We start from the raw sequence: 24,687 nt of genomic DNA, 5'->3' as shown, positions 1-24,687 counted from the left end.
TGGAAGGCAATCACGCCCGGTGGCGTGGCCGGGCTTCAAACCCGGTGGGGGACGGCAGCCGTTCCTGGGTGAGTTCGACTCTCACTGCCTTCCGCCACTTCTCTTTCAGCAGATCATGATCCCCTCTTCGGGCATCAATTCTTTGCGAGCGCTTGCCACCTCGGAACCGAGCACAATCAATGACTGGATGTTGTGCCAGAACAGTTCCTCGGGAAATTTCGACGGGGCGAGCAGGTCCATGACGAGAAAATAGGGATGCTCGATCACTCCGGCCAAAGGTGGCACTACCCCGACGAGTTGCATGCAGTACTGCTCGGGGATTGGTTCGGAGTCGCAGACGGTTTCGACGAGGACGTAGCTACCAATGAGATCGGCGGCTTGGGTTAGGTCGAGCTTAACCATGTCTTTCTCCTGGGCATCGAGGATTCCAACCTGGCGGCTCCATGACGAATTCACGTCCTTTGTCCCCGATGAGCAAACCGGACCGCCGCGCTTTTCGTTGTTGAGTCATTCATTCAGTATTCGAGCGATAACGCCCATCGCTAGTGGGTAGGTATTCACTTACGGTTCAAATATTACTCCCATGATTTCTTTGGGGTAAATATTGAACTCTGCATGAAATTTCCGATATGGATGAAATCCTCGGCAGGGCGGTCCAATTAGTTCGTTTGGCGGGCCCCAAATATCTGAGCTTCCAGGGTGATACGAACCACCAGCGCTGGAAGAACATCAGCAAAGGCATCATTCGCATGGGCACTGAAGAGGTGAGCATTCTGCTGCGGGTCTATCCGCAGTACGCCGTTTGGTTGCTGACCGGAGAGGTTGTGCCTCAAGTTGAGCAATTCAGGCCTGACTTCGGGACTCCCGCCGAGAACGACAACGACTCTTGAAGCAGGCCATGGTCAGGCTGGACGAATTCACCGAAGAGCATCTGGAACTGAGCGACCTGTGGCGCTGGCAGGATGGCGCGCGGGAGGATGTCTTTCTGGTGCCGCTGGCGACGGCAGCGGAGGTGGTGCCCGGTGTGTCGTTGCTGCTGGTGAGGGCGCTGTTCCGGCTGCCGGCGCGCATCGAGTTGCAGGGCCTGTTGGCCTATGACCCTCTCGGGCAGGACGTCCATGCAGTGCAGGTGCTGATCGGCCGTGACAGCTACGCCCTCAACAAGTACCTGCCGGAGGCTTCCTTCGAGGAGGTGCTGGCGTTGGCTGATCGCTTGAAGGTCAGCACCGGCGGTGTGCTGCCGATGCGCTATAGCGTGGTGCGGCAGGCGATGCCGATTCCCGATGGCAGCTTCACACTATGGTTGGGAGCTGGAGTCAACGCTGGGAGCTGTTGAGACCGCGCACATTGGATCCAATTGGCTGCCGCCGTAGTAGTTCAGAAGTTCTCGCATGGCAGGAGTCAGCGTCTCCTCAGAGGCGATGCGCCAGAACGTTTTTTCCCCCACGACTGCCGTGGCGCGCTGAATAAGAGCTTGGGCTGCATTGTGGTGACCGGTAAGGAGCCAATGTTGGACCAGTTGCCTGTTCTCATTGGCAGGAAGCTGCGCGGCCTGGAACAGCTCGAGAGCGTAGCGGTAGTTCAGCGACCAGAGTTTCTTGAGGAATTCAGCTCTTTCGGTAACGGGGACGCTGATGAGCCACTGGCGGACGTTTTTGTCCTGTTTCCCTTTGCCGGTGCGACTGCATACCTGTTCGGCAGTGAATGTCGGTCGTTGCATTCACTACGCCTTTCTATGGTCCATGGTGCGGCGCTTCCACTCATCCACCACCGCCCCCATGTTCGCCGGCGCACCGCTGCGTACCCAGGCCATGAAGGCGCGGTCGAAGTGGAAGCCGTCACCGCAATGCTGGGTCATGAAGCGGCGGACGTTCTGGGTGTTGCGGTAGTGGGCATCCAGCGGGGTTTGCCGGGTGATCGGGTCGCTGTGCCAGTCGAAGGCCATGGCATCCATTCCTGTGGCGTGGTGGAGCGCCCGTTATAACGCAATCGGCAGCCGCTGGCGCGGTCTGCCGAGGGGGAGCGGCGTCACTGGCCCCACATCATCCGCTGTTGCTGCGCGGAGTAATCGTCGCTTTGCAGGCGCACGCGGGTGGGCTGGCGTTCGAGGTTGTCTTCGCCGAAGGATTCGCGCACAGGCGATTCGATGGCGCCGAAGTGGTTGTAGTGCGGGGCATCGGCACAGCCGACCAGGGTGACGCAGGCGAAGGTGACCACGGAGAGTTTGAGCATGGGACTTCCTCCTGGGAGTGAGCCCCGAGCTTCTGCCGGGTGGATTAACGGCGGATTAACGCGGGCAGCCCGGGCCCTGGATTTCTCCACCTTGGGGTGCATCCCCTGAGCTGTCGCGGTGGTGCTCCGGTGGGTTGAGCGCGCGCCCCAGTATCTGCGCGACCACCTCGTCCTTGCCCTCGGTGTAGGCGTCGCGGTCGGTGGGGAAGCGCCGGGCCATTTCGTGTTTCACCTGCGCGTATAGCCGGGCGTCTTCGGGGTGGGTGCGCAGCCAATCGCGAAACAGCAGACGGCGCGAGGCTTCGTTCAGGCCCATGACGTGGACGTGGTGGGTGCGCCCGCTGCCCAGCGGCGGCATGCCTTTGACGAAGAACATCCGCGAAGTGTCGGGGTTTTCGGCCCAGTACTGGTAGCCCAGGCCCTGCAGAGGTTCGATCAGGTGGTGCGGGTCGCTGCCAGGCGGCGGCAGCAGGAGGATGTCGATGATCGGCTTGGCGTCCAGCCCCGGCACGGCGGTGCTGCCGATGTGTTCGATGCCCAGGCCGGGTAGGTCGGCTGCCTGGGCGATGGCGTCGGCTTCTTCAGCAAAACGCTGCGGCCAGCGGGGATCGGCGGTCACGACTTCGACACGGTCTTCGTCGGCGTTGCTCCAACGCTGGCCGTCGAATTCGGGGGCTTGAGGGGGCATGCGGGAACTCCAGCGGCAAGGCGATGGGGGCAAGGTTTGAGGAGAATCGCAAGGGCGGAGTTCCAGGTAAAGCCTGTAGGAGCGACCAGCCCCTACAGGTTCGGGAGGATCAATCCAGCACGTTATGCAGCACTTCGTAGATGACGCCGGTGGCGATGGTTACCAGTAGCAGGTCGGTGCCGGCCTGTTGCCATTCGTAGCCGTCGTAGTGAGGGAGACGCCCGACGAGGCGGCCGTCGAGCTTCTTGGCGATGCCCGGTGGCAGTGGTTTGCCGCGCGCGAGGTTCTTCTGGATGCCAGGTGGCAGCGATGCACCCGGGTTCCAGTAGCTGCGGTTGTCATTGAGGATGACCTGTACACCGCCGATATCGATGCTGGGGCCGCCACCCTGCCAGTTGTTGCCACCACCCTGGCCCTGGTTGCCGTGCTGGCCGCTGTTGCCATGGCCCTTGTTCTTGCCTGGATCGGCCAGCAGCAGCGGGCTGGAGCCCAGCAGGGCGAGGCCGAGGATTGCCGATAGCAGAGGCTTGAGTCTGGACATTTCCGTACTGCTCCATGTTGAGGGTCCTGTGTTGCAAAGCGTAGCCGCTGAGGCGCGGTGATGGCAGCGCCAGAACTGGCACCCGCGTGCTGGCATTTCGTCGGAAGGCCAAGAACCACGGGGTCTGTAGCGGAGTCATAGAGGTATCTCAACCCCCGCCCATGGAGGCGATTACAAGATGAAAAAGTCCCTGGTTGTTGCAGTAGCCTGTGCGTTCGCACTCGGCACGACAGCCTTGCTGCCCGCCGACCTCTCGCCGATCGGTTCGGTCTATGCCAAGGGCAATGGCGGCGGCGGTGGTAACGGTGGCGGCAATGGCGGTGGTAACGGTGGTGGCCACGGCGGCGGTAATGCTGGTGGTAACGGCGGCAGCCATGGTGGTGGCAAGGGTGGCGCCGGTGGCAATCACGGCAGCAACAGCAACGGCGCCAACGATGGCGGCGAGCACGCCGGCAAGGCCACTCGCGATCACGGCCTGAGTGGCAACCACTACGGCAGCGAGAAGAACGACAGCAAGGGCCACGGCCAGACGACCTCTTCGGTGGCGCATTCCAAGGACACCCGTGGCCTGTCCAAGGCGACGGCGATTTCCGGCACGACTCCGGGCACCCACAACACCAAGGGCCTGGACAACGCCGGCGACAACTCGACGAAGAACGACGACTGATCCATCCCGCGGCCAGGGACGGCCGCGACGGTTTTACTGCACCGGAAAGTCGAAATAAGTCTCGGGATAGGGCTCGGCTTTCAAGGTGTAGTGCCACCACTCGGCACCGTAGGGTTCGAAGCCATGCCGCAGCATGGCCTGGCGCAGGGTTTCGCGGTTGCGCGTCTGCTGCACGCTGACCTGCGCAGTGCCGTGATGGGAGATGGGCCCGAAGAAGTCGAACGGGCTGCCCATGTCCAACTCCTTCCCAGTCGCTGAGTCCACCAGGGTGAGATCCACCGTGCTGCCGCGCGAATGCCCGGAGTGCTTGGCGATGTAGCCGTCGCGGAACAGTGCGGGTTTGTCCAGGTCCGGGTAGTAGCGGGCCTTCTGCCGGATGTCCTGCGGGTCGGCCGCCCAGCGGCGGAATTCATCCACGGCGCGCTGCGGGCGATAGCCATCGAAGAATTTCAGCGCCAGCCCGCTCAGGGCGACGTCCTTTTCGACCGCTGCCAATGCGACGGCGGCTTCGCGGGTGAGGATGATCCGCGCCTTCTGGTAGCCGTCGATGGGCTCGCCGACGAAGTTATCGGCACCGGCGTAGCGCACCTCATAGCGCGCGGACTTCAGCACCTGATCGAGATAGACGAAGCCGTCCTGCGTCGGCTGGTCGGCGCGCAGCGCCGGGCTGGTCAGCAGGCCGAGCAGCAGCGCGAGGCCCAGGCCTGCCCGGCTCATGGGCGCAGGGCCTGAACCCCGTCGTCGTCGGGATCGAAGTTGTCCAGATGCATGCGTTGGGCGAAGGCCTCCAGCGCGGCTTCGCCCTGCAGGAAGCGGCCACGGACGGCGGCCCAGTCATCGGGCTTCAGGCGCACCATCCAGCCTTCGCCGTAGCAGTCCTGGTTGATCAGCCCCGGCCGACGCACCACGGCTTCGTTGCTGGCGAGAACGGTGCCGTCCAGCGGGCTGCGCGCAGACGATGCAGCCTTGGCGAACTCCACCACGCCGAAGCTGCGATCGCAGTCGATGTGCCAGCCGTCGCGCTTGGGGGTGAAGGCGAATATCTGCCCGTAGACCGCACAGCCGTAGGCAGTGAGCCCGAGTGTGACGACGCCGCCTTGTTCTTCGCGCAACCAGAGGTTGTAGTCGGGGGCGTAGAGCAGATCGTCGGGGAACTCCAGGCCGTGCAGCTTCACAGCGTCAGCACCCGGTCGTATTCGAGGATCATGCGCGCCAGCTCGCCGCCGCTGGCGATCTCGTCGACTTCCTCGATCAGCCGGCTTTCGTCGATGGCCACGCCCGGCGCGCGGCACATCAGCAGGCGTGCGCCGGCTTCCTTGGCCTGCTGGATGAAGTGGCTGATGGGCTCGCCATCTTCGGCAGCGTAGAGATTGTCGGCGATGTCCTGGAAGGCCAGACGCGTGCCTTCGCCGCTGAGGAACAGGGTGACCTTCGCGTCCATGCACGCCAGCAGCGTGGCGGTGTAGAAGGGCGCGGCGCAGCGCGCCGGGGTGCTCGGGCCGCTGCTGACGATGATCAGCACCCGTTGAGGCTCAGGCGTGGACAAGGGCTTTCTCCAGTTGGACCAGGGCGATGCGCCGGCCCTGCGGGTCGGCGCGCTCGACGATGCCCTGCGGCTTGTAGCCCAGGCGTGCGTAAAGCAGCAGGCCGGCGGCGTTGGCGTTGAAGCAGGACACTTTCATGACCTGCGCCTTGTACTGGTCGCGGGCGAGATTCTCCATGACCTCGATCAGGTACTGCGCCACGCCATGCCGCCGCGCCCAGGGTGCGACCATCATGTTGCCCAGCGCGCAGAACTCGCTGGGTTGCCACTGGTAGAAGTTGGCGAAGCCGGCGAGGCGGCCGTCGAGCAAAGCTACCGTACTGCCGCGTCGTTCTGCCATGGCGGCGGCCAGCTGGCCGATGGTCAGCGGCCAACTGGCCTTGGGGTAGCAGTAGAAGAGTTCGTCGGCGTCCTGGGGAAAACCCACCAGCTCGCCGAGGTCGTCGGCGAGGGCGGGGCGGTGTTGCAGGGTGGGTTGGTTCACGCGGTCTCCGGCGTCTGGGGGACGGTCAGTGCGGCGGGTACTGGGCGATGATTTTCTTCACCGTCTCGCGGATCGCCGCTTCGCGCTCGGCGGGCGTTGGCGGGCTGCTGCGCATGATCTGCTCGCCGCTGCCGCGCCAGACCAGCTTGCCGTCCTTGCCGTCGAACATGTCGACCTGAATGGTGGCGACCTTGTAGGTCACGCTGCGGGTTTCGGCCATGGGCGGCGGACCCCAGTAGCCTCCCCAGTAACCGCCCCAGTAGCCGCCGGTGTAGGTGGTGACCTGGTCCTGGCGCTGGTCGACGATCAGGTAGGCGCGCAGCTTCACGTCGCCGCTGTTGCCGCCCTGCGCCTGGCGCAGGCCGCGCTGGTCGAACTCGTCGGCCACCGCGTCGCTGATGCGTTGTTCGGTGAGGTCGCTCTTGATGCGTGGGTCGTCCGGGCGGTACTCGAATGCCGGCTGCGCCCAACTCCAGGTCAGGTAGCGGGAGAAATCGCGGGTCGTGTCGTAGTCGCGGCTGACGCTGGTGGTTTCGCAGGCGGCGAGGCCGAGGACCAAGCCCAGGAACAGTGAACGGGACAGCAAACGGCGGATCATGGTCGCAATACTCCTGTCAGAGAATTCCATCCAAGCGCAAGGCAGACGGAATGGCAAGCGGGGAATGTTCGGCGTCTGGCGCGGTGCTTCCGCTTGCTAGAGTCGACGCTCGATCAAGGGGGAGAGATGGGTATGAAACAGTGGCTGCCCGGGACCATGGTGAGCCTGGCCCTGCTCGCGGGATGCAGTGTCGAGGGCGTGCGGTCATCGTTGCCTGCCCCCGCCGTGGTAGCGCATCGCGCCGGCACGGCGGACGCTCCGGAGAACACGTTGCTGGCGATCCGCAAGGCGCTGGCCAACCAGAGCGATGTGCTGTGGTTGTCGGTGCAGGTTTCCGCCGATGGTGTCGCCGTGCTGTATCGACCGGCGGACCTCTCGGCATTGACCGATGCCCAGGGCGCCGTGGGCACGAAGTCGCTGGAACAGTTGCGTACGGTGAATGCGGGCTATCAGTTCAAGGATGCGGCGGGCGACTACCCGTACCGTGCGCAGCCGCAGGCGATCCCGACACTGGCCGAGGCACTGCGGAGCGTTCCTCCGTCGGTTCCGCTGTTCCTCGATATCAAGGCGCAACCGGTGGGCAATGTCATTGATGCAGTTGCCCGCACGCTGGATCAGCAGCAGGCATGGTCGCGGGTGCGTTTCTACTCCACCGAGCGTGATGCCAGCGATTACCTGGCGCAGCACTACGCGGACCGGGCGCAGCGTTTCGAGAGCCGTGATGCCACGCGCAACCGGCTGGTCGATCTGGCGCTGGCCGGCCGCTGTTCGCCGCCGGCTGCCGGAACCTGGATGGGCATCGAGTTGGAGCGCGACTTGACGGTGACGGAGCAGTTCACCCTTGGGTCGTCGTCCTACCAGGTCAAGCCCGCGCGACTGTGGACGCCTCAGGCGATGGCCTGTGTGCGACGCGCCCCAGCGACGAAGGTGGTGATGTTCGGCATAAACTCGGCGCAGGCCTATGGTGCGGCTCACGAGCTGGGCGCGGACGCCGTGATGGTGGATTCGCCCGCGAGCGTGCCTGCCTACCGGCGCGCCGAGGTTCAGCCCGGCGGGTAACCGTCCATGGCCTTGCGCGTGGCCTCGCGCAGCGCACGGGCCTGGTCGCTCTGGTTGCTGCCGCCCTCATACTCGGCGCTGCCGCTCCAGACCTGCTGGTTATTGCGCGCGTCGAACAGGGTGATGTGCACCACGCTGACGGTGACGACGTAGGTTCGAGTGACCGGGTAGGACGCGCCGTAGCCGCCGTACCAGGGATCGTTCCAGCGGCTGTAGCCACCGTAGTAGCCGCCGTTGTAGTAATCAGTGGTTTGTCGTGTGCGCTGTTCGCTGGAGAGCTGTGCACTGACGGTCAGGTCTGCCGGGGTATTCGAGCGTGCCGGGCGCAGGCCGCGCTGGTCGAGGGCTTCGCTGACGGCGTCCTGCAAGGGGCCGCCGAAACTGGCACCGTTGGCCCAGCTCCACGAACGATACTGGCCGTAGTCCAGCGGCGGCGCGGGGTAGCTGCCAGGATCGAGTCCCGGGTTGGCAGCCTGCGCGGGGGCGGGTGGGATCGGCAGCGAAGTATTGCTGTAGGGATTCGGGCTCTGGCACGCGGCCAGGGCGGCGAACAGCGGCAGGATCAACAGGTAGCGCGGCATGACGGACTCCCGCACGCTCACTTCAACGGGCGTGCGCAGTGGCAACTATGCACCTAATCCTGCGGCCGGCACAGCCAGTGCAGGTAGCGGCCGAGACCGGCGAAGGCGGGGTGGCGACGGTATTGCAGTTCCATCTCCACCAGGTCCAGCGGTTCGGCCTTGTGCTGGAACTCCACCGGCATGTAGTCGTGGAATACCCGCACGCCGCTGCGCGCCTCGATGTTCCAGTGGCCGGCCATGGCATCTTCGAGGACGCGCGGATCGAGCGGTTCCTGCGGGGTCAAGCTCTGGCCCTCGCCGGAGAAGCGATTCTTGCGCAGTTTGCGGAAATGGCCCTTGAGCAGGTTGCGATAGATCAGCGCATCGCGGTTGTAGAAGGCCAGGGACAGCCAGCCATCGGCACGGGTCAGTTGGTGCAGCACCGGCAGGATCGCCAGTGGCTCGGCCAGCCATTCCAGCACGGCGTGGCAGATCACCAGGTCATAGGGTTCGTTGAGCTGGCCGAGCAGGTCCTGCCAGGGCGCCTCGATGAAGGTGGCTGCAAGACCGGCTTCCTCGAAGCGCTGGCGTGCGCCTTCGAGCATGGGCGCAGCGGGTTCGGCGAGGGTGACGTCGTGGCCGCGCCCGGCCAGCCACAGCGACATGTGGCCCAGGCCCGCGCCGATATCCAGCACGCGCAGCGGGCGGTCGGGCAGGGCTTCGGCGAGGTCGGCCTGGAGCACCGCGAGGCGGATCGCGCCCTTGGCGCCGCCGTAGATCTTCTCGGCGAAGCGCGTGGCCAATTCGTCGAAATGGCGGTCGCCGGTCTTCGGGGAATCGCTCACTTGGCGCCTCCTTCGATGAAGCGCCGTTCGCTGTCGGCCAGTTTGGCGAGCACCGCCTGGTCCATGTCGATGCCCAGTTCCGCGCACATCAGCAGCAGGTAAAGAACGATGTCACCGACTTCCTGCCCGGCGTGGGCGAGTTTCTCCGGTGGCAGCTGGCGCGATTCGTCTTCGCGCAGCCACTGGAATATTTCCACCAGCTCGGCCATTTCCACGCTGGCCGCCATGGCCAGGTTCTTCGGGCTGTGGAAGCGACTCCAGTCGTTGTGGTCGCGGATGGCGTGCAGGCGCGCGGTGATGGCTTCGAGGTTCATGCAGATGGGGCTCCAACGTGAGCCCCATAGCTTCAAGCCTGGCGCGTCAAACGTCCAGCGGGCTCCAGCTGCCGGCCATGTGTGGCAGGTCGTCCTTGCCGCGCAGGCTGAACTGCCCGGAGGGCGCCGGCTCGCTGGCCAGCAGGTTGACCTGGGACGGCAGCAGCACCGGCTTCTGGAAGCGCACGTCGACCCGATAGCCGGCCATCGGCAGGCGCTCGCCCAGGGCGGCCAGGCTGCGCGCCTTGTTCCACAGGCCGTGGGCGATGGCGCGGGGGAAGCCGAACAGCTTGGCGCTGGCGGCGGACAGGTGGATCGGGTTGTAGTCACCGGCCACACGGGCGTAGCGCCGACCGATGTCCGCCGGGCAGTTCCAGGCGTCGATCTGCTCCAGTGGCAACTCGGCCACTTCTTCGCGTGCAGGCGGTGTGCCGTCCAGGCGCATGCCGCGGAACAGGATGCGGCTGTCGCCTTCCCAGAGCAGCCCGAGTTGGTCGTGCAGCTGGGTGATGATGCTGAAGGTCACGCCCTTTTCGTGGGGTTGCAGGTCCTGCACTCGCACGCTGACGTTGAACGGCCCCAGGCCGCCCAGTGGGCGTAACACGCTGATACGGTTTTCCAGGTGCACCAGACCCAGCAGCGGGAAGGGGAAGCTCGGGTCGGTGAGCAGGCCCATCTGCAGGCCGAAGGCGAGGATGTGCGGATACGTCGGCGGCAACAGGTGGTTGTCGGTAAAACCGCAGACCTTGCGGTAGCGCTCCAGGTGCTTCGGGTCGACCGTGACCGGGCAGCGCAGGCCGCGTGTCGGCAGGCTGCGGCCACGCACGCCGCGGCGCACGGCGGCGCGGGCGAACAGGCCGGTGAGGGCGGGGGGGGCGGACAGGTCAAGCCAATCGCGGGGCATCGGGTATCTCCTGAGGGGCATTCAGTCAGCTTAGCCGCCGCTCAGGCGCGGGCATTGGCCGTGGCAACGCGGCGCGCGGCAGGCAAGTCAATGTGACCGTCCGATTGCCCGGATATTTCCCTCAACCTGCTTCCTGATTCTCTTGAGGGGGGATGGGAAAGCTGCCTAAGATGGGCCCGCCCCATGGATAACTAGAAAAAACACCATGCGTGATCTGACCGACGATGTGGCGCTGATGCGCCCGGTGATCGACGCCCTGCGCGCCAGCGGTACCGACCCCGACCGCGTGCTGGCTCGCGTCGGCCTGCCAGCCGGCAGCCTGCCTGCCGGACGATTCCCCCACAGCGCACAGAACCTGTTCTGGAAAGCGGCCGCCGAAGAGTGTGGCGAAGAGCACGTCGGCCTCTACCTGGCCGGCCATCTGCCCGCGTTCCATGGCTTGCTGCTGGAGTACCTGTTCCTTTCCAGTGCCACCTTTGGCGAAGGCTTGCGCCACGCCCTGCGTTACGTGCGCCTGCTCTCCGACACCCTCAACGCCCGCCTGGAAGTGGAGGGCGAGAAGGCCGTGCTGTTGCTCGGCCATACTGCCGGGACCAATCGGCATTTCCCCGAGATGCTCGCCGGTGCGGTGGTGCGCCTGTTCCACGCGCTCACCGAGGGCGACTTCAAGCCCCATGAAGTGCAGCTGATGCACGAGGAAGGCGCGCCCGCCGCGCGTTACCGAGAGGTTTATGGCTGCCCTGCGGTGCTGGGCGCCGAGCGCTATGCGCTGGTGTTCGATGCCCAGGTGCTGGACAAACCCTCGCGCCACGCCGCGCCGGAACTGCTGCGCATGCACGAGTCCCTGGCGCGCCGGCAGCTGGCGGAGGTGGAGCGCCTGGACCTGGTGCGCAAGGTGCGCGAGTTGATCGGCGTGTTGCTGGTGGATGGCGGCGCGACGCTGGAGCAGGTCGCGGCCCGTCTCGACATGCCGGCCCGCCGTTTGCGCGAGCGCCTGGCCATGGCCGGGGTGCGCTTCAACGACCTGGTCACCGACTACCGTTGCCGCCTGGCCAAGGAGCTGCTGCTCAAGACCGACGAGCGCATCGAGGTCATCGTCGAACGCACCGGCTTCTCCGAGCCGAGTACCTTCTACCGTGCCTTCAAGCGCTGGGTCGGCGAGACCCCGGTGGAGTTCCGCCGCCGCGGCCGGCCGCAACCGCCGGCGGAGTGATCGAACCGTTTCGAGTCCGCCTCTGGATAGGCTTTGCCGGTCAATTTCCGCCAAGGTACGCCCGATGCAAAGCCGAATCCGCCAGACCCTGCTGCTGTCCACCGTCCTGCTGCTGACCGCTCAGCAAGCCGTGGCGGGCGAAATGGGCGAGACGGCGTTTTCCCGACTGGACCGCGATGGCAGCGGCTTCATCGAGGCCGAAGACCTGTCCGCCATGCGCGTGCGCATGTTCCACCGGCTGGACCGGAACCAGGATGGCCTGCTCACCCGCGAAGAAGTGACCCCGCCCAATCCCAGCGTGCAGGTCTCGCCCAACGCCATCGCGTGGCCGGACCAGGACGGTGACGGCAAGGTCAGCCAAGCGGAATTCCTGACCCAGGAGCCGGCGCTGATCGTGCGCGCCGACCGCAATGGCGATCACCGGGTGAGCGCGGAGGAGTTTCGCGAGCTGATCGCGGCGCGAAGCTGATCCTTTAGCGGTGGGCCATGCCCGTGGGGCGCTACTACAGGGAAGTTCCAGTTCGTAGGATGGGAGGAGCCTAAGCGATACCCATGCTGCCGCAGGGATTGATGGGTATCGCTTTGCTCCACGCCATCCTACAGATGGAGTCGATTGGAACCGATCAGGCGCCCAGCAGGCTCTGCCCGCAGACCCGCAGTACCTGTCCGCTCACTGCGCCCGAACCCGGCTGGGCGAACCAGGCCACGGTCTCGGCGACGTCCTGCGGCAGGCCGCCCTGGCCCATGGAGTTCATGCGCCGGCCGGCTTCGCGGATGGTCAGCGGGATGGCGGCGGTCATCTGCGTCTCGATGAAGCCCGGCGCCACCGCATTGATGCTGATGCCCTTCTTGCCCAGCGCCGGCGCCCAGGCCTGCGCCAGACCGATCAGGCCGGCCTTGCTCACCGCATAGTTGGTCTGGCCCATGTTGCCGGCGATACCGCTGATGGAGGCGAGCAGCACCACCCGGCCGTCGTCGTGCAGCTTGCCGGCGTCCAGTAGCGCCTGGGTCAGCACTTGCGGGGCTTTCAGGTTGACGTCGATGACCGAGGTCCAGAACGCCTCGCTCATCTTGGCGACCGTCTTGTCGCGGGTGATGCCGGCGTTATGCACCACGATGTCGACGCCATCGGGTAGCGCCTCGACCAGTTGCGCACCGGCATCGGCGGCGCAGATGTCCAGCGCCACGCCACGTCCACCCAGGCGCGCGGCCAGCGCATCCAGGGCTTCCTTGGCTGGCGGCACATCCAGCAGCACCACTTCGGCGCCGTCACGGGCGAGGGTCTCGGCGATGGCCGCGCCGATGCCACGGGCGGCGCCGGTCACCAGCGCGCGCTTGCCCACCAGCGGACGGCTCCAGTCCTGCACCTGCTTGTCGTAGGCGGACAGGCGCACGACCTGCCCGGACACATAGGCGCTCTTGGGCGAGAGGAAGAAACGCAGCGCGCCTTCGAGCTGGTCCTCGGCGCCCTTGCCGACGTAGACCAGTTGCACGTTACCGCCGCGGCGGATTTCCTTGCCCAGGGAACGGCTGAAGCCTTCCAGGCTGCGCTGCACGCTGGCGGCGATGGGGTCTTTCACGGACTCCGGCGCGCGGCCGAGGATCACCACGTGTGGGCATTTATCCAGGCCCTTGAGGGCGCCCTGGAAGAAGGTGCGCAGCTCGAGGGTCTGCTCGAAACGGCTCAGGCCGCTGGCGTCGAAGACGATGGCCTTGAGCTTCGGCCCATGCTCGGCGGTCCAGCGCGGCAGGCCGTACTGGCCTTCGCTGAAGGAGAACACTGCGTCGGTCAGGCGCTCGGCGAACGGCAGCACTGCCTCGTTCAGGTTGCCCTCGCCACCGAGCAGCAGCGCTCCGTCCACCGGCCGCGTGCGCCCGGCGCTCCAGCGCTCCAGGCGGACCGGCGCGGGCAGGCCGAGGGCTCCGACCAGGCGGCGGCCGACGTTGGAGTTGGCGAAGGCGATGTAGCGATCGGTCATGGAACGGGCTCCTGCACAAGGTCTCTAAAGTGCTGACCACTCTACGCAGCGGCGGGTTCGGCGCAATTGACCGCGCTGACCTGCGCAACGGCGGGGCGGCCAATGCGACACAAGCGGCTAAGGTTAGCCTTGAGCGCACTTTAACGCTCATCCACCCAGGAGCTCTGCATGACCCAATTGCGCCGGGTCGCCATCGTCGGCGGCAACCGTATTCCCTTCGCCCGCTCCAATACCGTGTACGCCACGGCGAGCAACCAGGAGATGCTGACCTCCGCGCTGGACGGGCTGATCGAGCGCTACAAGCTGCACGGCGAACGCCTGGGCGAGGTTGTCGCCGGCGCTGTGCTCAAGCATTCGCGCGACTTCAACCTGACCCGCGAGTGCGTGCTGGGCACGCGCCTGGCGCCGGAAACCCCGGCCTACGACATCCAGCAAGCCTGCGGCACCGGCCTGGAAGCAGCGATCCTGGTGGCCAACAAGATCGCCCTCGGGCAGATCGACTGCGGCATCGCCGGCGGCGTGGACACCACCTCCGATGCGCCCATTGGGGTCAACGAAGGGCTGCGCAAGATCCTCCTGGAAGCCAACCGCGGCAAATCCAACGGCGAGAAGATCAGGAGCCTGCTGAAGATCCGCCCGCGCCATCTGATGCCGCACATCCCGAAGAATGGTGAGCCGCGCACCGGGCTGTCGATGGGCGAGCACTGCGAGCTGATGGCGCAGACCTGGGCTATCCCGCGCGACGAGCAGGACAAGCTGGCCTACGAGAGCCACCACAAGCTGGCCGCCGCCTATGACGAGGGCTGGCAGAACGACCTGATGACGCCGTTCCGTGGCCTGGTGCGCGACCAGAACCTGCGCCCGGATATCAACCTGGAGAAGATCGGCACCCTCAAGCCGGTGTTCGAGAAGGGGCCGCGCGGCACCCTGACGGCCGCCAACTCCACGCCGCTGACCGACGGCGCTTCGGTGGTGCTGCTGGCCAGCGAAGAATGGGCGAAGGAGCGCGGTCTTCCGATCCTGGCGTATTTCAAGGATGGCGAAGCGGCGGCGGTGGATTTCGTCGGCGGCCACGAAGGCCTGCTGATGGCGCCGGTCTACGCGGTGCCGCGCCTGCTGGCGCGCAACGGCCTGACCCTGCAGGACTTCGACTTCTACGAGATCCACGAAGCCTTCGCCGCCCAGGTGCTCTGCACCCTCAAGGCATGGGAGGACGCGGACTACTGCAAGACCCGCCTCGGCCTCGACGCACCGCTGGGCTCCATCGACCGCAGCAAGCTCAATGTGAAAGGCAGCTCGCTGGCCGCCGGCCATCCGTTCGCCGCCACTGGCGGGCGCATTGTCGCCAACCTGGCCAAGCTGCTGGACGTTGCCGGCAAGGGGCGTGGATTGATCTCGGTGTGTGCGGCAGGCGGTCAAGGTGTGACCGCGATCATCGAACGGTAATCCAATACAGCGGGACCGATGCATTTCGGTTCCGCGATGTAGCAACTCCGTGACTTCAGGCGGCACCGCGCGAGCGGCGCCGCCTTTTTTTCTGCATGACGATCGGGCGTTTGTAGGATGGCGTGGAGCGAAGCGATACCCATCGAAGGCAGTCAGTAGCTGCTGTTGGGTATCGCAAGCTCCACCCATCCTACGAGAGCGACGCGCTGCAATTTCCTTCTAGATACGCCCTTCAACCACCCTGCAACATCCCCGGATGCACACGCCTCGAGAAGGGCGTGGAAAGCACCAGCGAAGTCTTGCTGGTGCCGAACTGGGCCAGCCGGTCGATCAACTCCTCCAGCTCCTGGGTGCAGCTGACCGCTACCTTGAGCATCACGCAGGCTTCGCCGGTGATGCGGTAGCAGTCGATGATCTGCGGGATTTCCAGCAGCGGGTCGAGCATGGTCTTGCTGCGGTGGTCGTTCAGCCGCAACTCGATCAGGCACTGGATCGAGCGCCCCATTTTCGACAGGTCTACGCTGGCGTGGTAGCCGGTGATGACCCCGTCGGCCTCCAGGCGCGCCACGCGGTCGGCAACGGCGGGAGGGGAGAGGTTGATGCGTCGGGCCAGTTCGGCGAAGGACAGGCGGCCGTCTTCCAGCAGGGCGGCGAGCAACGCGCGGTCGTACTTGTCCATGAATCGACTCCGGTTTTGATTCGACGGCAAGGCCTAAGAAAATCCATCGAATGAAAAGTGTTATGCCTGTAATGGCGTTGTCTGTGCCTTATCCGGGGCGGTTGACCTGCATAAAATGAAGCGCCTTGCCTGCCTTGTCGAGCCCCACCCATGACCACGATGCCCATGCCCAGAGCCCGCGTCTCACTGACCCTGATTGCTGCGTTCTTCGCCCTCTACTTCATCTGGGGCTCGACCTACCTGGTGATCCGCATCGGCGTCGAATCCTGGCCGCCGATGCTGATGGCCGGCTGCCGCTTCATCATCGCCGGGGCGATCCTGTTCATCTGGATGCTCTCGCGCGGCGCACCGTTGCCGACGCTCAGGCAGTGCCTGTCGGCGGGCGCCATCGGCATCCTCCTGCTCAGCTGCGGCAATGGCGGGGTGACGGTGGCCGAGCACTGGGGCGTGGCCTCGGGTGTGGCGGCGCTGGCGGTGGCGACCGTGCCGCTGTTCACCCTGGTGTTCGGGCGCTTCTTCGGCAACCGCACCAACGCGCTGGAGTGGGCCGGCATCGCCCTGGGCCTGTTCGGCATCGTGCTGCTCAACCTGGGGTCGAACCTGCAGGGCAGTCCGGCGGGGGCAGCGCTGATTATCTTTGCGGCGGCGACCTGGGCCTTCGGTTCGGTGTGGAGTCGGCGCCTGGACCTGCCTGGCGGCGCCATGGCCAGCGCGGTGGAGATGCTGGTGGGCGGCGGTGTCCTGCTGCTGGGCAGCTTCCTCAGCGGCGAGCGCCTGGAGCAGATGCCCACGGCCGCCGGCTGGGGCGCTCTGGCCTACCTGGTGGTGTTCGGCTCGATCATCGCCTTCAGCGCCTACATGTACCTGCTGGCAAATGTGCGCCCGGCGGCGGCAACCAGCTATGCCTACGTCAACCCGGCGGTGGCGGTGATGCTCGGCGTGGTGTTCGCCGGCGAGCACATCGGCCTGGCGGAATCCCTGGCGATGGCGGTGATCATCAGTGCGGTGGTACTGATCGGCCTGCCGCAGTGGCGACGCGGAGCCGCGACCTGATCGGCTGAAGGAAAAGCGCCCGCCTACAGGAGACTGTTGGCGGGCGCTGTCATTTCCGGCTCGGGTCAGATCACGAAGAAGCCGTGGGTGCCGTCGCGGCCCAGTTGTTCCACCAGTCCGAACTCCCAATCCAGATAGCCCTGCATGGCTTCGCGCGGGTTGTCGGTGCCTTCGTAGGGGCGGCGGTAGCGGTCGATGCGCGGTGCGGCCAGCAGGCTTTCTCCTTCCTCGGTGGGCAGGCCGGCGGCGACCCAGGCGCCGGTGCCTCCGTCGAGCAGGAACACCGGCTTGCCGCCGAGGGCTTCCACTTCGGCCACGGCGAAGCGCGCCAGCAGGCTGCTGCCGCAGGTGAGCACGTAGCGCTGGGCATCGCCCAGTTGCGCCAGCGCTTGTTTCAACTGACTGCGCAGGGCCCAGGCAGCACCGGGGATGTGGCGTTTCACGTAGTTGGCGCTGGCGGTGAAGTCGAGCACGGCGGTGCCCGGTTCGCGCAGCCAGTCGGCGAGGGTCTGCGGGCTGATGGCCTCGGCTTGCGGCCTGGCCGGCAGTGGTGCATTCCACGCGCCTGTTTCGCTGAAGTCGCTGGCGGACAGCCCGTCCAGCACGGCCACCTGCCAGCCCATCTGGGCCAGCCAGGAGGCGCTCATGTTGGCGCGCACGCCGTCGTCATCCACCAGCACCAGGCGGGCGCCACGCACACTGGCGACGTGGTCTGTCTCCTGCACCAGCTGGCCGCCGGGAGTAGAACGCGAACCCGGCAGGTGGCCGGCTTCGTATTCTTCCGGGGTGCGTACATCGAACAGGTAGGTGGTGCGCGCAGCCTCGGCCTGCCATTGGCGCAGGCCGGTGAGATCGATCCGTGCGACCTGAGCACGATCAGCCACGGCGCGGGCTCGCTGAGCCGCGGATTCGCGGGTGGTCGCGGAGACCTCGGCGAAGCGCCGTGCCTGGCCGTGCTCCAGCTGCTGGCCGGCGAGGGTCCAGCCGATGGTGCCGTTGCGCAGCGCCGACACCGGGTTGGGGATACCGGCATTCACCAGCGACTGGGTGCCGATGATGCTGCGGGTGCGCCCGGCGCAGTTGACGATCACGCGGGTGGCAGGGTTCGGCGCCAGCTCGGCGACACGCAACACCAGCTCGGCACCCGGGACGCTGACGCCGCCGGGAATGCTCATGGTCTGGTATTCGTCGAAGCGGCGGGCATCGAGCACTACCACGTCGGCCTGGGTATCGAGCAGGGCCTTTACTTCCTCCGCAGCGAGCGACGGGGTGTGACGCTCAGCCTCCACCAGTTCGCCGAAGGACTTGCTCGGCACATTGACGTCCTTGAACAGTTCGCCACCGGCGTCACGCCAGCCGGCCAGTCCGCCGTCGAGCAGGGCGACGTCGCTGTAGCCCAGGTCCAGCAGGCGCTGCGCGGCGACCTGGGCCAGACCTTCGCCGTCGTCATAGACGGTGATCGAGGTATCGCGGCGCGGCACACGGGCGTAGATCTCCAGCTCGAGCTTGGACAGCGGCACGTTGGCGGCGAACAGCGGGTGTTCCTGGGCGAAGGGGTCTTCCTCGCGCACGTCCAGAAGCGCCAGCTCCTCGCGGGCGAGGAGGGCGGCACGGATGTCGTGGAAGCGGCGGCGGGCGATCTGGCTCATGCGTTGTTCTCTTTCGACAGGTCCCAGATATTGGGCAACTGACTGTTGGAATAGCCGGAGATGAAGGGCTTTTCTTCACCTTCGGCGCTGAAGACGGCACGCCGGACCGCGCCGATGTTGGCGCCGTAGACGTGGATGCTGATGGAGGATCGGTCGGCGAAGGCGTTGCTCACCTGGTGGATGTCGCCGATGCGCGGCGACACCGCTTCCACTTCGCCCGGCTCCAGGCGCTGCGGCTCCCCGGCAGGCCGCAGGCTGCCGTCGGCGGCGAAGGCGAAGGGCTGAGAGTACTCGGCGCCACGCAGCATGCCGATCAGACCCCAGACGCGGTGGTCATGCACCGGTGTGCGCTGGCCCGGGCCCCAGACGAAGCTGACCACGGAGAAGCGCTGCCGTGAGTCGGCGTGCAGCAGGTATTGCTGGTAGCGCTGCGCGTCGGGGCGGGCGTAGTCCTCGGGCAACCAGTCGTCATGGCGGACCAGCTCGGCCAGCAGCGGGCGTGCCCCGGTGAGGAGTGCAGCCTCGTCGGGGGTGGTGTCGATCAGGGCCGCGAGATTGCCGATGAACTGGCGCAGGCGGTCGAGGCGCAGGGGAGCTGACATGCGGGGTATTCACTCCGGAAGGTTCTGGCGCTACGGTAGCAAACGCTTTTTTATTCCTGAAATGCATTTTGAATCTAAGCTAATATGCGAGAAATGCAATTGGTACCAGCCCCATGAAGATCGACGACATCGATGCCTTCGTCGCGGTGATCCGCAACGCCTCCCTCAGCCAGGCTGCCGAAAGCCTGGGGTTGACCCAGTCGGCTATTACCCGGCGGGTGCAGAGCCTGGAGGAATCCCTCGGGGTCGAGTTGCTGGACCGCAATACCAAGCCACTCAAGCCCACTGCTGCGGGCCTGAAGGTGTTCGAGCAGTGCCGCCGAGTGTTGCGGGAGGTGGACGGGCTGCGCGAGCTGGTGGCCAGCGACACCGCACCCAGCGGCGTGCTGCGCCTGGGTGTGCCGCAGAGCATCGGCGAGGTGGTGCTGCTGGAGGCCTTGCGGCGGCTGGCGGACGAGTATCCGGAGCTGCGGGCGCAGGTCAGCAGTGGCTGGGGCAGTCATCTGCTGGCGCGCCTGGAGAACGCTGAACTGGATGCGGCGGTGGTGCTGTTCCCGCCGAGCAAGGTTTTCCCCGATGACCTGGGCGCCACTGCGCTGGGGCGTATCGAACTCTGCGTGGTGGTTGCCCGTGACAGCGAAGTGCAGGCGCACCGCCTGGTCGATTGCCATCAGCATGGCTGGGTCCTCAATCCCGACGGCTGCGGCTTCCGCGCCGGGCTGCAGCGCGCCCTGGCCGACCAGGGCCTGGGCCTGCAACTGAACCTGGAAACCTTTGGCAGTGAGTTGCAGCTCGGGCTGGTGGCCGAAGGCCGTGGGCTGGGCCTGGTGCCGGCGCCGGCCCTGGCGCGCAGCCGCTACCGCGAGCAGCTGCGGGTGCTGCAACTGGAGGACTTCCAGCCACTGATCCAGCTCTGGCTGGTGCGCCCGCGCCTGCTGGGCAATCTCGAAGCGCCGGCGCGTCTGTTCGGCCATGCGGTGGCCGATGGACTGGACATTGCGACGGGTTGAGCCCCCGGTTTCGACCCTCTAGGAGCGAGCTTGCTCGCGAACCGCTGCACTCCGTCACCAACGGATGTGCGCGTATCGGCCTGTTTGTGAGCAAGGGATAGGCGTCCCCCCGATCCTGCGAAAGGCGGAAGCACGCCGCGCAACTTGGTCACGCCTGAATATGCGCAATTAGCATATTAGGATATGACAAAAATGAATTTCCATCATGAAGTGCTTGCCTATAGCTTCTAAGAACAACGTCGAATCCGATGTTTTTCTTATAACGAAAGCCGCCGACCTTATGCAGCGGCCCAGGCGAGGGCAACACAGTGAGCGTGGAAATTCTCGGCATGATCACCGCCACCCCGAGTTCCGAGGTGGACCAGCCGCTGGGGGAGGCGGTGGATGCCGGGTTCGTCCGGCGCTTCGCCCAGGCCCATGAGGACGCCGGCTTCGACCGCGTGCTGGTGGGCTATTTCAGCAATGCCGCCGAGGGTGCGGTGGTCAGTTCTTTCGTCGCCGCCGCAACGCGCCGGCTGGGCATCCTGCTGGCCTATCGGCCGGGCGTGATCGCCCCGCCCCTGGCCGCGCGCCAGCTCGCTACCCTCGACCAGTTCAGCGAAGGCCGCCTGGCCCTCAACGTGGTCAGCGGCGGCAACGATGAAGACCTCGCCCGCGACGGCGACTACCTCGACCACGACCGCCGCTACGCCCGTACCGATGAATACCTGCAGGCCCTGCGGGACATCTGGACCGCCAGCGGCCCGGTGGATTTCGACGGCGAGTTCTATCGCTTCCAGGGGGCTTCGCCGGCCGTGCGACCGCAGCAGAAACCCCATATCCCGATCTACTTCAGCGGCTCCTCCGAGGCTGCCATCGAGGTCGCGGCGAAGCACGCCGACACCTACATGCTCTGGGGCGAGCCACTGGCTGCCGTTGACGGGCACATCCGCCGCGTGCGCGCCGCGGCCAATGCCCAGGGGCGCGATCCGCGCTTCTCGGTGTCGTTCCGGCCGATCGTCGCGGACACCGAGGAGGCGGCCTGGAAGCGCGCTGCCGAGGTGCTCGAACAGGTCCGCGAGAACCGTACCCGCCTGGGCCTGCCGCTCAATGACCATCAACCGGAGAACGTCGGCTCGCAGCGCCTGCTGGCCGCCGCGCAGCAGGGCGAGGTGCTCGATACCCGCCTGTGGACTGGCGTGGCCCGGCTGACCGGCGCGCGCTGGAACTCCACGGCCCTGGTCGGCACTCACGAACAGGTTGCCGCCGCGTTGGGCGAGTACTACCGCCTGGGCGTTTCCACCTTCCTGATCCGTGGCTTCGATCCGCTCGGCGATGCCGTGCGCTACGGCCAGGGCCTGATTCCCGCCATCCATGACCATATCGCCCGCCTGCCGCAACTACGGCATGCCGGTTGAGGAGCTGTTCGATGAACCTGAAGCAACGCCTGCGTGCGACCCTTGCCGCGCTGATCCTGGGGGCTCCGCTGGCCCAGGCCGCCGACCTGCCGACCCTGCGGGTGGGCGACCAGAACTACTACAACGTGCGGGCTTCCATGGAGGCCTCCGGTGTTCTCGAGGGTGCGCCTTACACCGTTGACTGGAAGCACTTCCAGTCTGCCGCGCCGGTCGCTGAAGGCCTGCAGGCCGGAGCGCTGGACCTGGGCTTCCTGGGCGACTCGGGCTTCATCTTCCTCGCCGCCAAGGGCGCGCCGGTGAAGCTGATCGGTATTTCCCGGCAGAACCCCGACACCATCGCGTTGCTGGTGCCCAAGGATTCGCCGGTGAAGACCATCGCCGACCTCAAGGGCAAGAAGGTCGCCTACTGGCCCGGCGCCTGGAGCCAGCAACTGACCCTGCGCGCGCTGGAGAAGGCCGGCCTGCCCAGCGACTACGTGGAGTTCGTCAAGCTGATGCCCATCGACGCCGCCGCGGCGCTGCCGCGCGGCAGCATTGACGCCTTCCCGGTGTGGGAGCCCTACATCTCGCAGCAGATCGTGTTTTCCGGCGCGCGTCCGATCCTCACCGCCCGCGACCTGATGCCGGGGCTGTCGAGCATTGCCGCCAACGCCAACGCCATCGATCCCAAGCGCGCACAGATCGCCGACTTCCTCGGTCGCCTGCAGAAGGCCCGCACCTGGGTCGAGGCACACAAGGAGCAGTACGCCGACCTCTGGGCGAAGAAGGCCAACCTCGACCAGTCGGTGTCGCGCCACTGGATCGGCCAGGCCGCCATGAGCGTCGGCCCGGTGGACCCGCAAGCCGCCGCCGATTACCAGGGCACCGCCGACTTCCTGCTGCAGACCGGCGCGCTGCCCGAGGCCTTCGACACCTCCAGCGTGATCGATACCTCCTTCGCCACTTCCTTCCACTGAGTCACTGACTGAGCACGGAGCGCCCCCATGAGCATCCAGTTCCTCGGCATGATCGGCCATCGTCTGGCCTCGGAGACCATCGCCCCGGCAGGGCCGATCCTCGACAAGCAGTACATTGCCGCCTTCGCCCGCGCCCACGAGGAAGCCGGTTTCGACCGCATCCTGGTGGGCTACTGGTCGGATCAGCCAGACGGTTTCCTGGTCGCCGCGACGGCCGGCCTCGCCACCTCGAAGATCCATTTCCTGCTGGCGCACCGCCCCGGTTTTGTCGCGCCGACCCTGGCCGCGCGCAAGCTGGCGACCCTCGAGCACCTGCTCGACGGTCGCCTGGCGGTGCACATCATCAGCGGCGGCAGCGATGCCGATCAGCGCAAGGACGGCGACTACCTCGACCACGACCAGCGCTACGCCCGCAGCGAAGAGTTCATCGAGGTGCTCAAACGCACCTGGACCGCTGACAAGCCCTTCGATTTCCACGGCGCGCATTACCGGGTGGAACAGGCCTTCGCGGCCATCCGCCCGCAGCAGAAACCGCACATCCCGGTGTACTTCGGCGGCTCTTCGGAGGCGGCGCTGAAGGTCGCCGGCAAACAGGCCGACGTGTTCATGCTCTGGGGCGAGCCGCTGGCCCAGGCCGCTGAAACCATCGCCGCCGTGCGCGAGCAGGCGCGCCTGAATGGCCGCGAAGTGGAGTTCAGCCTGTCATTCCGGCCCATTCTCGGTCGTACCGAAGAGGAGGCCTGGGCGAAGGCCGAGGCAATCCGCGCCACCGCTGGCGAGCGCCTGGGCGAGGCCGGCTTCCCCAAGGGCAAGCCGCAGAGCGTGGGTGCGCAGCGTCTGCTCAGGGCGGTGGAGCAGGGCGACCGGGTCGACGAGCGCCTATGGACCGGCATTGCCAAGCTGGTCGGCGGCGGGCACAACTCCACCGCCCTGGTGGGCACCCCCGAGCAGGTCGCCGATGCGTTGCTGGCGTATTACGACCTGGGCGTGCGCAACATCCTCATCCGTGGCTTCGATCCGCTGAACGATGCCGTGGAGTTCGGCCGCGAGCTGATCCCCCTGACCCGCGCCAAGGTCGCCGAGCGCGAGCGCCGGCGTGCCACGGCCTGATCCGATGACGGTCCTGCAGAGTCTTCCCGTGGCCCTCGGCCAATTGCCGGAGGTGACCCGGAAATTGGCTGAAGGTGCCGATGCCCTGGACCGCAGCGGCGAGTTCCCCCACGCCAACCTGGCCCTGCTGCAGCAGCACGGCCTGCTGGGGCTGGCGCTGCCGCCCGCGCTGGGCGGCCCCGGCGCGAGCCTGGGCGAGCTGCGCCAGGCGGTCGGCGCGGTGGCCCGTGGCGAACCCTCCACTGCCCTGGTGCTGTGCATGCAGTACCTGCACCTGCGCCGGTTGGCGGACAACCCTGCGTGGCCCGAGGCGCTCAAGCAGCGGGTGGCCCACGAAGCGCTGGAGCAGGGCGCGCTGATCAACAGTCTACGGGTCGAACCGGAGCTCGGTTCACCGGCGCGCGGCGGCCTCCCGCAGACCGTTGCCCGGCGGGTGGGCGACGGTTGGCGCCTGTCCGGCCACAAGCTCTACACCACCGGCATCCCTGGGCTGACCTGGCTGGCGGTGTGGGCGCGCAGCGACGAGCCGACGCCGCGCGTGGGCAGTTGGCTGGTGCGCCGCGACAGCCCCGGCATCCGCATCGTGGAAAGCTGGGATCACCTGGGCATGCGCGCCACCGGTAGCCATGAAGTGATCTTCGAGGACGTGCCGGTGCCGCTGCAGCATGCCGTCGGCCTGTATCCCCATGACCAGCCGCCGGCGCCGGACGAGGCGGTCGCCCGCGACTTCGCCCAGGCCAGCGCGGCGCTGCTTGGGGCCCTGTACGACGGTGTTGCCCACGCGGCGCGGGACTGGCTCGTGCAGTGGTTGCGCGAGCGGGTACCGGCCAGCCTCGGTTCGCCGCTGGCGAGCCTGCCACGGGTGCAGGAAGCCGTCGGCGGCATCGACCAGCTGTTGCTGCAGAATCGTCTGTTGCTCGATGCGGCCTGCCGCGACTGGCTCAGCGCCAGCGAGTCCGGGCTGATCAAGGTGTCCGTCACCGACAACGCCATCGCGGTGGTCGAAAAGGCCCTGGAACTGACCGGCAACCACGGCCTCAGCCGCCACAACCCGTTGCAGCGGCATTACCGCGATGTGCTGTGCGGACGTGTCCACACCCCACAGAAGGACAGCGTCTGGATCGCGGCGGGGAGGGCTGCCTTGAGCGCCTGACTCCC

Annotated in this window: 32 protein-coding genes and 1 tRNA gene; 14 read left to right on the top strand and 19 right to left on the bottom strand. The window is 66.4% G+C overall.

The window, feature by feature from the left end; genetic code table 11:
- Position 1: 1 nt before the first annotated feature.
- Positions 2–97 (top strand) — tRNA-Sec (locus tag ACKI1H_RS00845).
- A gap of 8 nt (positions 98–105) precedes the next feature.
- On the opposite strand, the gene ACKI1H_RS00840 is transcribed toward ACKI1H_RS00845, so the two are convergent.
- Complete coding sequence (locus ACKI1H_RS00840) at positions 106–402, bottom strand: hypothetical protein (protein ID WP_440467393.1); 297 nt, start codon at positions 400–402, stop codon at positions 106–108.
- A gap of 227 nt (positions 403–629) precedes the next feature.
- On the opposite strand from ACKI1H_RS00840, the gene ACKI1H_RS00835 reads away from it, so the two are divergent.
- Positions 630–890 carry a DNA-binding protein gene (locus tag ACKI1H_RS00835; RefSeq protein ID WP_440467392.1) on the top strand — a complete coding sequence of 87 codons (261 nt, stop codon included), beginning with the start codon at positions 630–632 and terminating at the stop codon, positions 888–890.
- On the top strand, positions 887–1,336 hold the full coding sequence (locus ACKI1H_RS00830) for a hypothetical protein (RefSeq protein ID WP_138524674.1): 450 nt from the start codon (positions 887–889) through the stop codon (positions 1,334–1,336). The genes ACKI1H_RS00835 and ACKI1H_RS00830 overlap by 4 nt, the downstream gene beginning before the upstream one ends.
- On the opposite strand, the gene ACKI1H_RS00825 is transcribed toward ACKI1H_RS00830, so the two are convergent.
- The 5 genes from ACKI1H_RS00825 to ACKI1H_RS00805 all read right to left on the bottom strand — a co-directional run bounded on the left by ACKI1H_RS00825 (position 1,298) and on the right by ACKI1H_RS00805 (position 3,461).
- Positions 1,298–1,720: a hypothetical protein gene (locus ACKI1H_RS00825; RefSeq protein WP_440467391.1), complete on the bottom strand. Its 423-nt coding sequence runs from the start codon at positions 1,718–1,720 to the stop codon at positions 1,298–1,300. The genes ACKI1H_RS00830 and ACKI1H_RS00825 overlap by 39 nt on opposite strands.
- A gap of 3 nt (positions 1,721–1,723) precedes the next feature.
- Entirely contained in the window at positions 1,724–1,945 is a 222-nt protein-coding gene (locus tag ACKI1H_RS00820; RefSeq protein ID WP_440467390.1) for a DUF6434 domain-containing protein, read from the bottom strand.
- An 83-nt stretch (positions 1,946–2,028) separates the two neighbouring features.
- Positions 2,029–2,232 carry a hypothetical protein gene (locus ACKI1H_RS00815; protein ID WP_017520627.1) on the bottom strand — a complete coding sequence of 68 codons (204 nt, stop codon included), beginning with the start codon at positions 2,230–2,232 and terminating at the stop codon, positions 2,029–2,031.
- Between the two features lie 55 nt (positions 2,233–2,287).
- On the bottom strand, positions 2,288–2,920 hold the full coding sequence (locus ACKI1H_RS00810; RefSeq protein ID WP_138524668.1) for a GrpB family protein: 633 nt from the start codon (positions 2,918–2,920) through the stop codon (positions 2,288–2,290).
- 109 nt (positions 2,921–3,029) lie between these two features.
- The gene (locus ACKI1H_RS00805; protein WP_138524666.1) at positions 3,030–3,461 is read right to left on the bottom strand and encodes an anti-virulence regulator CigR family protein; all 432 of its coding nucleotides are present in this window, start codon (positions 3,459–3,461) and stop codon (positions 3,030–3,032) included.
- Between the two features lie 178 nt (positions 3,462–3,639).
- Between ACKI1H_RS00805 and ACKI1H_RS00800 the strand changes: the two genes are divergently transcribed.
- Positions 3,640–4,128 carry a hypothetical protein gene (locus ACKI1H_RS00800; protein ID WP_138524664.1) on the top strand — a complete coding sequence of 163 codons (489 nt, stop codon included), beginning with the start codon at positions 3,640–3,642 and terminating at the stop codon, positions 4,126–4,128.
- A gap of 33 nt (positions 4,129–4,161) precedes the next feature.
- On the opposite strand, the gene ACKI1H_RS00795 is transcribed toward ACKI1H_RS00800, so the two are convergent.
- The 5 genes from ACKI1H_RS00795 to ACKI1H_RS00775 are packed head-to-tail and all read right to left on the bottom strand — an operon-like array spanning position 4,162 to position 6,753.
- Positions 4,162–4,845: a M15 family metallopeptidase gene (locus ACKI1H_RS00795; protein ID WP_440467389.1), complete on the bottom strand. Its 684-nt coding sequence runs from the start codon at positions 4,843–4,845 to the stop codon at positions 4,162–4,164.
- A complete protein-coding gene (locus ACKI1H_RS00790) occupies positions 4,842–5,324 on the bottom strand; it encodes a glycine cleavage system protein H (protein ID WP_440468807.1) in 483 nt (160 codons plus the stop codon). The genes ACKI1H_RS00795 and ACKI1H_RS00790 overlap by 4 nt, the downstream gene beginning before the upstream one ends.
- A complete protein-coding gene (locus ACKI1H_RS00785) occupies positions 5,300–5,674 on the bottom strand; it encodes a DsrE family protein (protein ID WP_138524658.1) in 375 nt (124 codons plus the stop codon). The genes ACKI1H_RS00790 and ACKI1H_RS00785 overlap by 25 nt, the downstream gene beginning before the upstream one ends.
- On the bottom strand, positions 5,661–6,155 hold the full coding sequence (locus ACKI1H_RS00780) for an N-acetyltransferase family protein (protein WP_440467388.1): 495 nt from the start codon (positions 6,153–6,155) through the stop codon (positions 5,661–5,663). Before ACKI1H_RS00780 ends, ACKI1H_RS00785 begins: the two co-directional genes overlap by 14 nt.
- Positions 6,156–6,180: 25 nt before the next feature.
- Positions 6,181–6,753: a DUF4136 domain-containing protein gene (locus ACKI1H_RS00775; protein WP_138524654.1), complete on the bottom strand. Its 573-nt coding sequence runs from the start codon at positions 6,751–6,753 to the stop codon at positions 6,181–6,183.
- A 132-nt stretch (positions 6,754–6,885) separates the two neighbouring features.
- Between ACKI1H_RS00775 and ACKI1H_RS00770 the strand changes: the two genes are divergently transcribed.
- On the top strand, positions 6,886–7,812 hold the full coding sequence (locus ACKI1H_RS00770; protein WP_440467387.1) for a glycerophosphodiester phosphodiesterase family protein: 927 nt from the start codon (positions 6,886–6,888) through the stop codon (positions 7,810–7,812).
- On the opposite strand, the gene ACKI1H_RS00765 is transcribed toward ACKI1H_RS00770, so the two are convergent.
- The 4 genes from ACKI1H_RS00765 to ACKI1H_RS00750 are packed head-to-tail and all read right to left on the bottom strand — an operon-like array spanning position 7,797 to position 10,435.
- A complete protein-coding gene (locus ACKI1H_RS00765) occupies positions 7,797–8,393 on the bottom strand; it encodes a DUF4136 domain-containing protein (protein WP_440467386.1) in 597 nt (198 codons plus the stop codon). The two genes, ACKI1H_RS00770 and ACKI1H_RS00765, sit on opposite strands and share 16 nt — an antisense overlap.
- 53 nt (positions 8,394–8,446) lie before the next feature.
- Complete coding sequence (locus ACKI1H_RS00760) at positions 8,447–9,217, bottom strand: methyltransferase domain-containing protein (RefSeq protein ID WP_138524650.1); 771 nt, start codon at positions 9,215–9,217, stop codon at positions 8,447–8,449.
- Positions 9,214–9,531, bottom strand: a complete 318-nt coding sequence (locus tag ACKI1H_RS00755) for a nucleotide pyrophosphohydrolase (protein ID WP_017520638.1) — start codon at positions 9,529–9,531, stop codon at positions 9,214–9,216. The genes ACKI1H_RS00760 and ACKI1H_RS00755 overlap by 4 nt, the downstream gene beginning before the upstream one ends.
- A 46-nt stretch (positions 9,532–9,577) precedes the next feature.
- Positions 9,578–10,435: a MaoC family dehydratase gene (locus tag ACKI1H_RS00750; protein WP_138524648.1), complete on the bottom strand. Its 858-nt coding sequence runs from the start codon at positions 10,433–10,435 to the stop codon at positions 9,578–9,580.
- Between the two features lie 205 nt (positions 10,436–10,640).
- On the opposite strand from ACKI1H_RS00750, the gene ACKI1H_RS00745 reads away from it, so the two are divergent.
- Both ACKI1H_RS00745 and ACKI1H_RS00740 read left to right on the top strand, forming a co-directional pair.
- A complete protein-coding gene (locus tag ACKI1H_RS00745) occupies positions 10,641–11,648 on the top strand; it encodes an AraC family transcriptional regulator (protein ID WP_440467385.1) in 1,008 nt (335 codons plus the stop codon).
- A 64-nt stretch (positions 11,649–11,712) separates the two neighbouring features.
- Positions 11,713–12,117, top strand: a complete 405-nt coding sequence (locus ACKI1H_RS00740; RefSeq protein WP_138524644.1) for an EF-hand domain-containing protein — start codon at positions 11,713–11,715, stop codon at positions 12,115–12,117.
- 154 nt (positions 12,118–12,271) lie between these two features.
- On the opposite strand, the gene ACKI1H_RS00735 is transcribed toward ACKI1H_RS00740, so the two are convergent.
- Positions 12,272–13,627, bottom strand: a complete 1,356-nt coding sequence (locus ACKI1H_RS00735) for a 3-oxoacyl-ACP reductase (protein ID WP_138524642.1) — start codon at positions 13,625–13,627, stop codon at positions 12,272–12,274.
- Between the two features lie 168 nt (positions 13,628–13,795).
- Between ACKI1H_RS00735 and ACKI1H_RS00730 the strand changes: the two genes are divergently transcribed.
- Positions 13,796–15,073, top strand: a complete 1,278-nt coding sequence (locus ACKI1H_RS00730) for an acetyl-CoA C-acetyltransferase (RefSeq protein ID WP_440467384.1) — start codon at positions 13,796–13,798, stop codon at positions 15,071–15,073.
- 232 nt (positions 15,074–15,305) lie between these two features.
- Here ACKI1H_RS00730 and ACKI1H_RS00725 read toward each other — a convergent pair whose 3' ends face one another.
- Entirely contained in the window at positions 15,306–15,752 is a 447-nt protein-coding gene (locus ACKI1H_RS00725) for an Lrp/AsnC family transcriptional regulator (RefSeq protein WP_138524638.1), read from the bottom strand.
- A 165-nt stretch (positions 15,753–15,917) separates the two neighbouring features.
- Between ACKI1H_RS00725 and yedA the strand changes: the two genes are divergently transcribed.
- A complete protein-coding gene (gene yedA, locus ACKI1H_RS00720) occupies positions 15,918–16,805 on the top strand; it encodes a drug/metabolite exporter YedA (RefSeq protein WP_440468806.1) in 888 nt (295 codons plus the stop codon).
- A gap of 65 nt (positions 16,806–16,870) precedes the next feature.
- Here yedA and ACKI1H_RS00715 read toward each other — a convergent pair whose 3' ends face one another.
- A complete protein-coding gene (locus ACKI1H_RS00715; protein WP_440467383.1) occupies positions 16,871–18,454 on the bottom strand; it encodes a rhodanese-related sulfurtransferase in 1,584 nt (527 codons plus the stop codon).
- Positions 18,451–19,056: a 3-mercaptopropionate dioxygenase gene (locus ACKI1H_RS00710; protein ID WP_440467382.1), complete on the bottom strand. Its 606-nt coding sequence runs from the start codon at positions 19,054–19,056 to the stop codon at positions 18,451–18,453. The genes ACKI1H_RS00715 and ACKI1H_RS00710 overlap by 4 nt, the downstream gene beginning before the upstream one ends.
- Before the next feature lie 113 nt (positions 19,057–19,169).
- Here ACKI1H_RS00710 and ACKI1H_RS00705 point away from each other — a divergent pair, with 113 nt between their 5' ends.
- From ACKI1H_RS00705 to ACKI1H_RS00685, 5 genes are all read left to right on the top strand, one after another.
- Positions 19,170–20,066, top strand: a complete 897-nt coding sequence (locus tag ACKI1H_RS00705) for a LysR family transcriptional regulator (protein WP_440467381.1) — start codon at positions 19,170–19,172, stop codon at positions 20,064–20,066.
- 329 nt (positions 20,067–20,395) lie between these two features.
- Entirely contained in the window at positions 20,396–21,463 is a 1,068-nt protein-coding gene (locus ACKI1H_RS00700; protein ID WP_440467380.1) for an LLM class flavin-dependent oxidoreductase, read from the top strand.
- A gap of 11 nt (positions 21,464–21,474) precedes the next feature.
- Positions 21,475–22,419, top strand: coding sequence for an ABC transporter substrate-binding protein (locus ACKI1H_RS00695; RefSeq protein WP_440467379.1), 945 nt, complete (start codon positions 21,475–21,477; stop codon positions 22,417–22,419).
- Positions 22,420–22,446: 27 nt separating this feature from the next.
- On the top strand, positions 22,447–23,529 hold the full coding sequence (locus tag ACKI1H_RS00690; RefSeq protein ID WP_138524627.1) for an LLM class flavin-dependent oxidoreductase: 1,083 nt from the start codon (positions 22,447–22,449) through the stop codon (positions 23,527–23,529).
- A 4-nt stretch (positions 23,530–23,533) separates the two neighbouring features.
- On the top strand, positions 23,534–24,682 hold the full coding sequence (locus ACKI1H_RS00685) for an acyl-CoA dehydrogenase (protein ID WP_138524625.1): 1,149 nt from the start codon (positions 23,534–23,536) through the stop codon (positions 24,680–24,682).
- Positions 24,683–24,687: the final 5 nt, after the last annotated feature.

The sequence above is a fragment of the Pseudomonas sp. YH-1 genome (assembly GCF_051990045.1).
GTDB classification, from domain to species: Bacteria; Pseudomonadota; Gammaproteobacteria; order Pseudomonadales; family Pseudomonadaceae; genus Pseudomonas; species Pseudomonas nicosulfuronedens.
The sequence above is the reverse complement of the archived record's forward strand: the minus strand, read 5'-3'. Positions and strand labels throughout refer to the sequence as shown.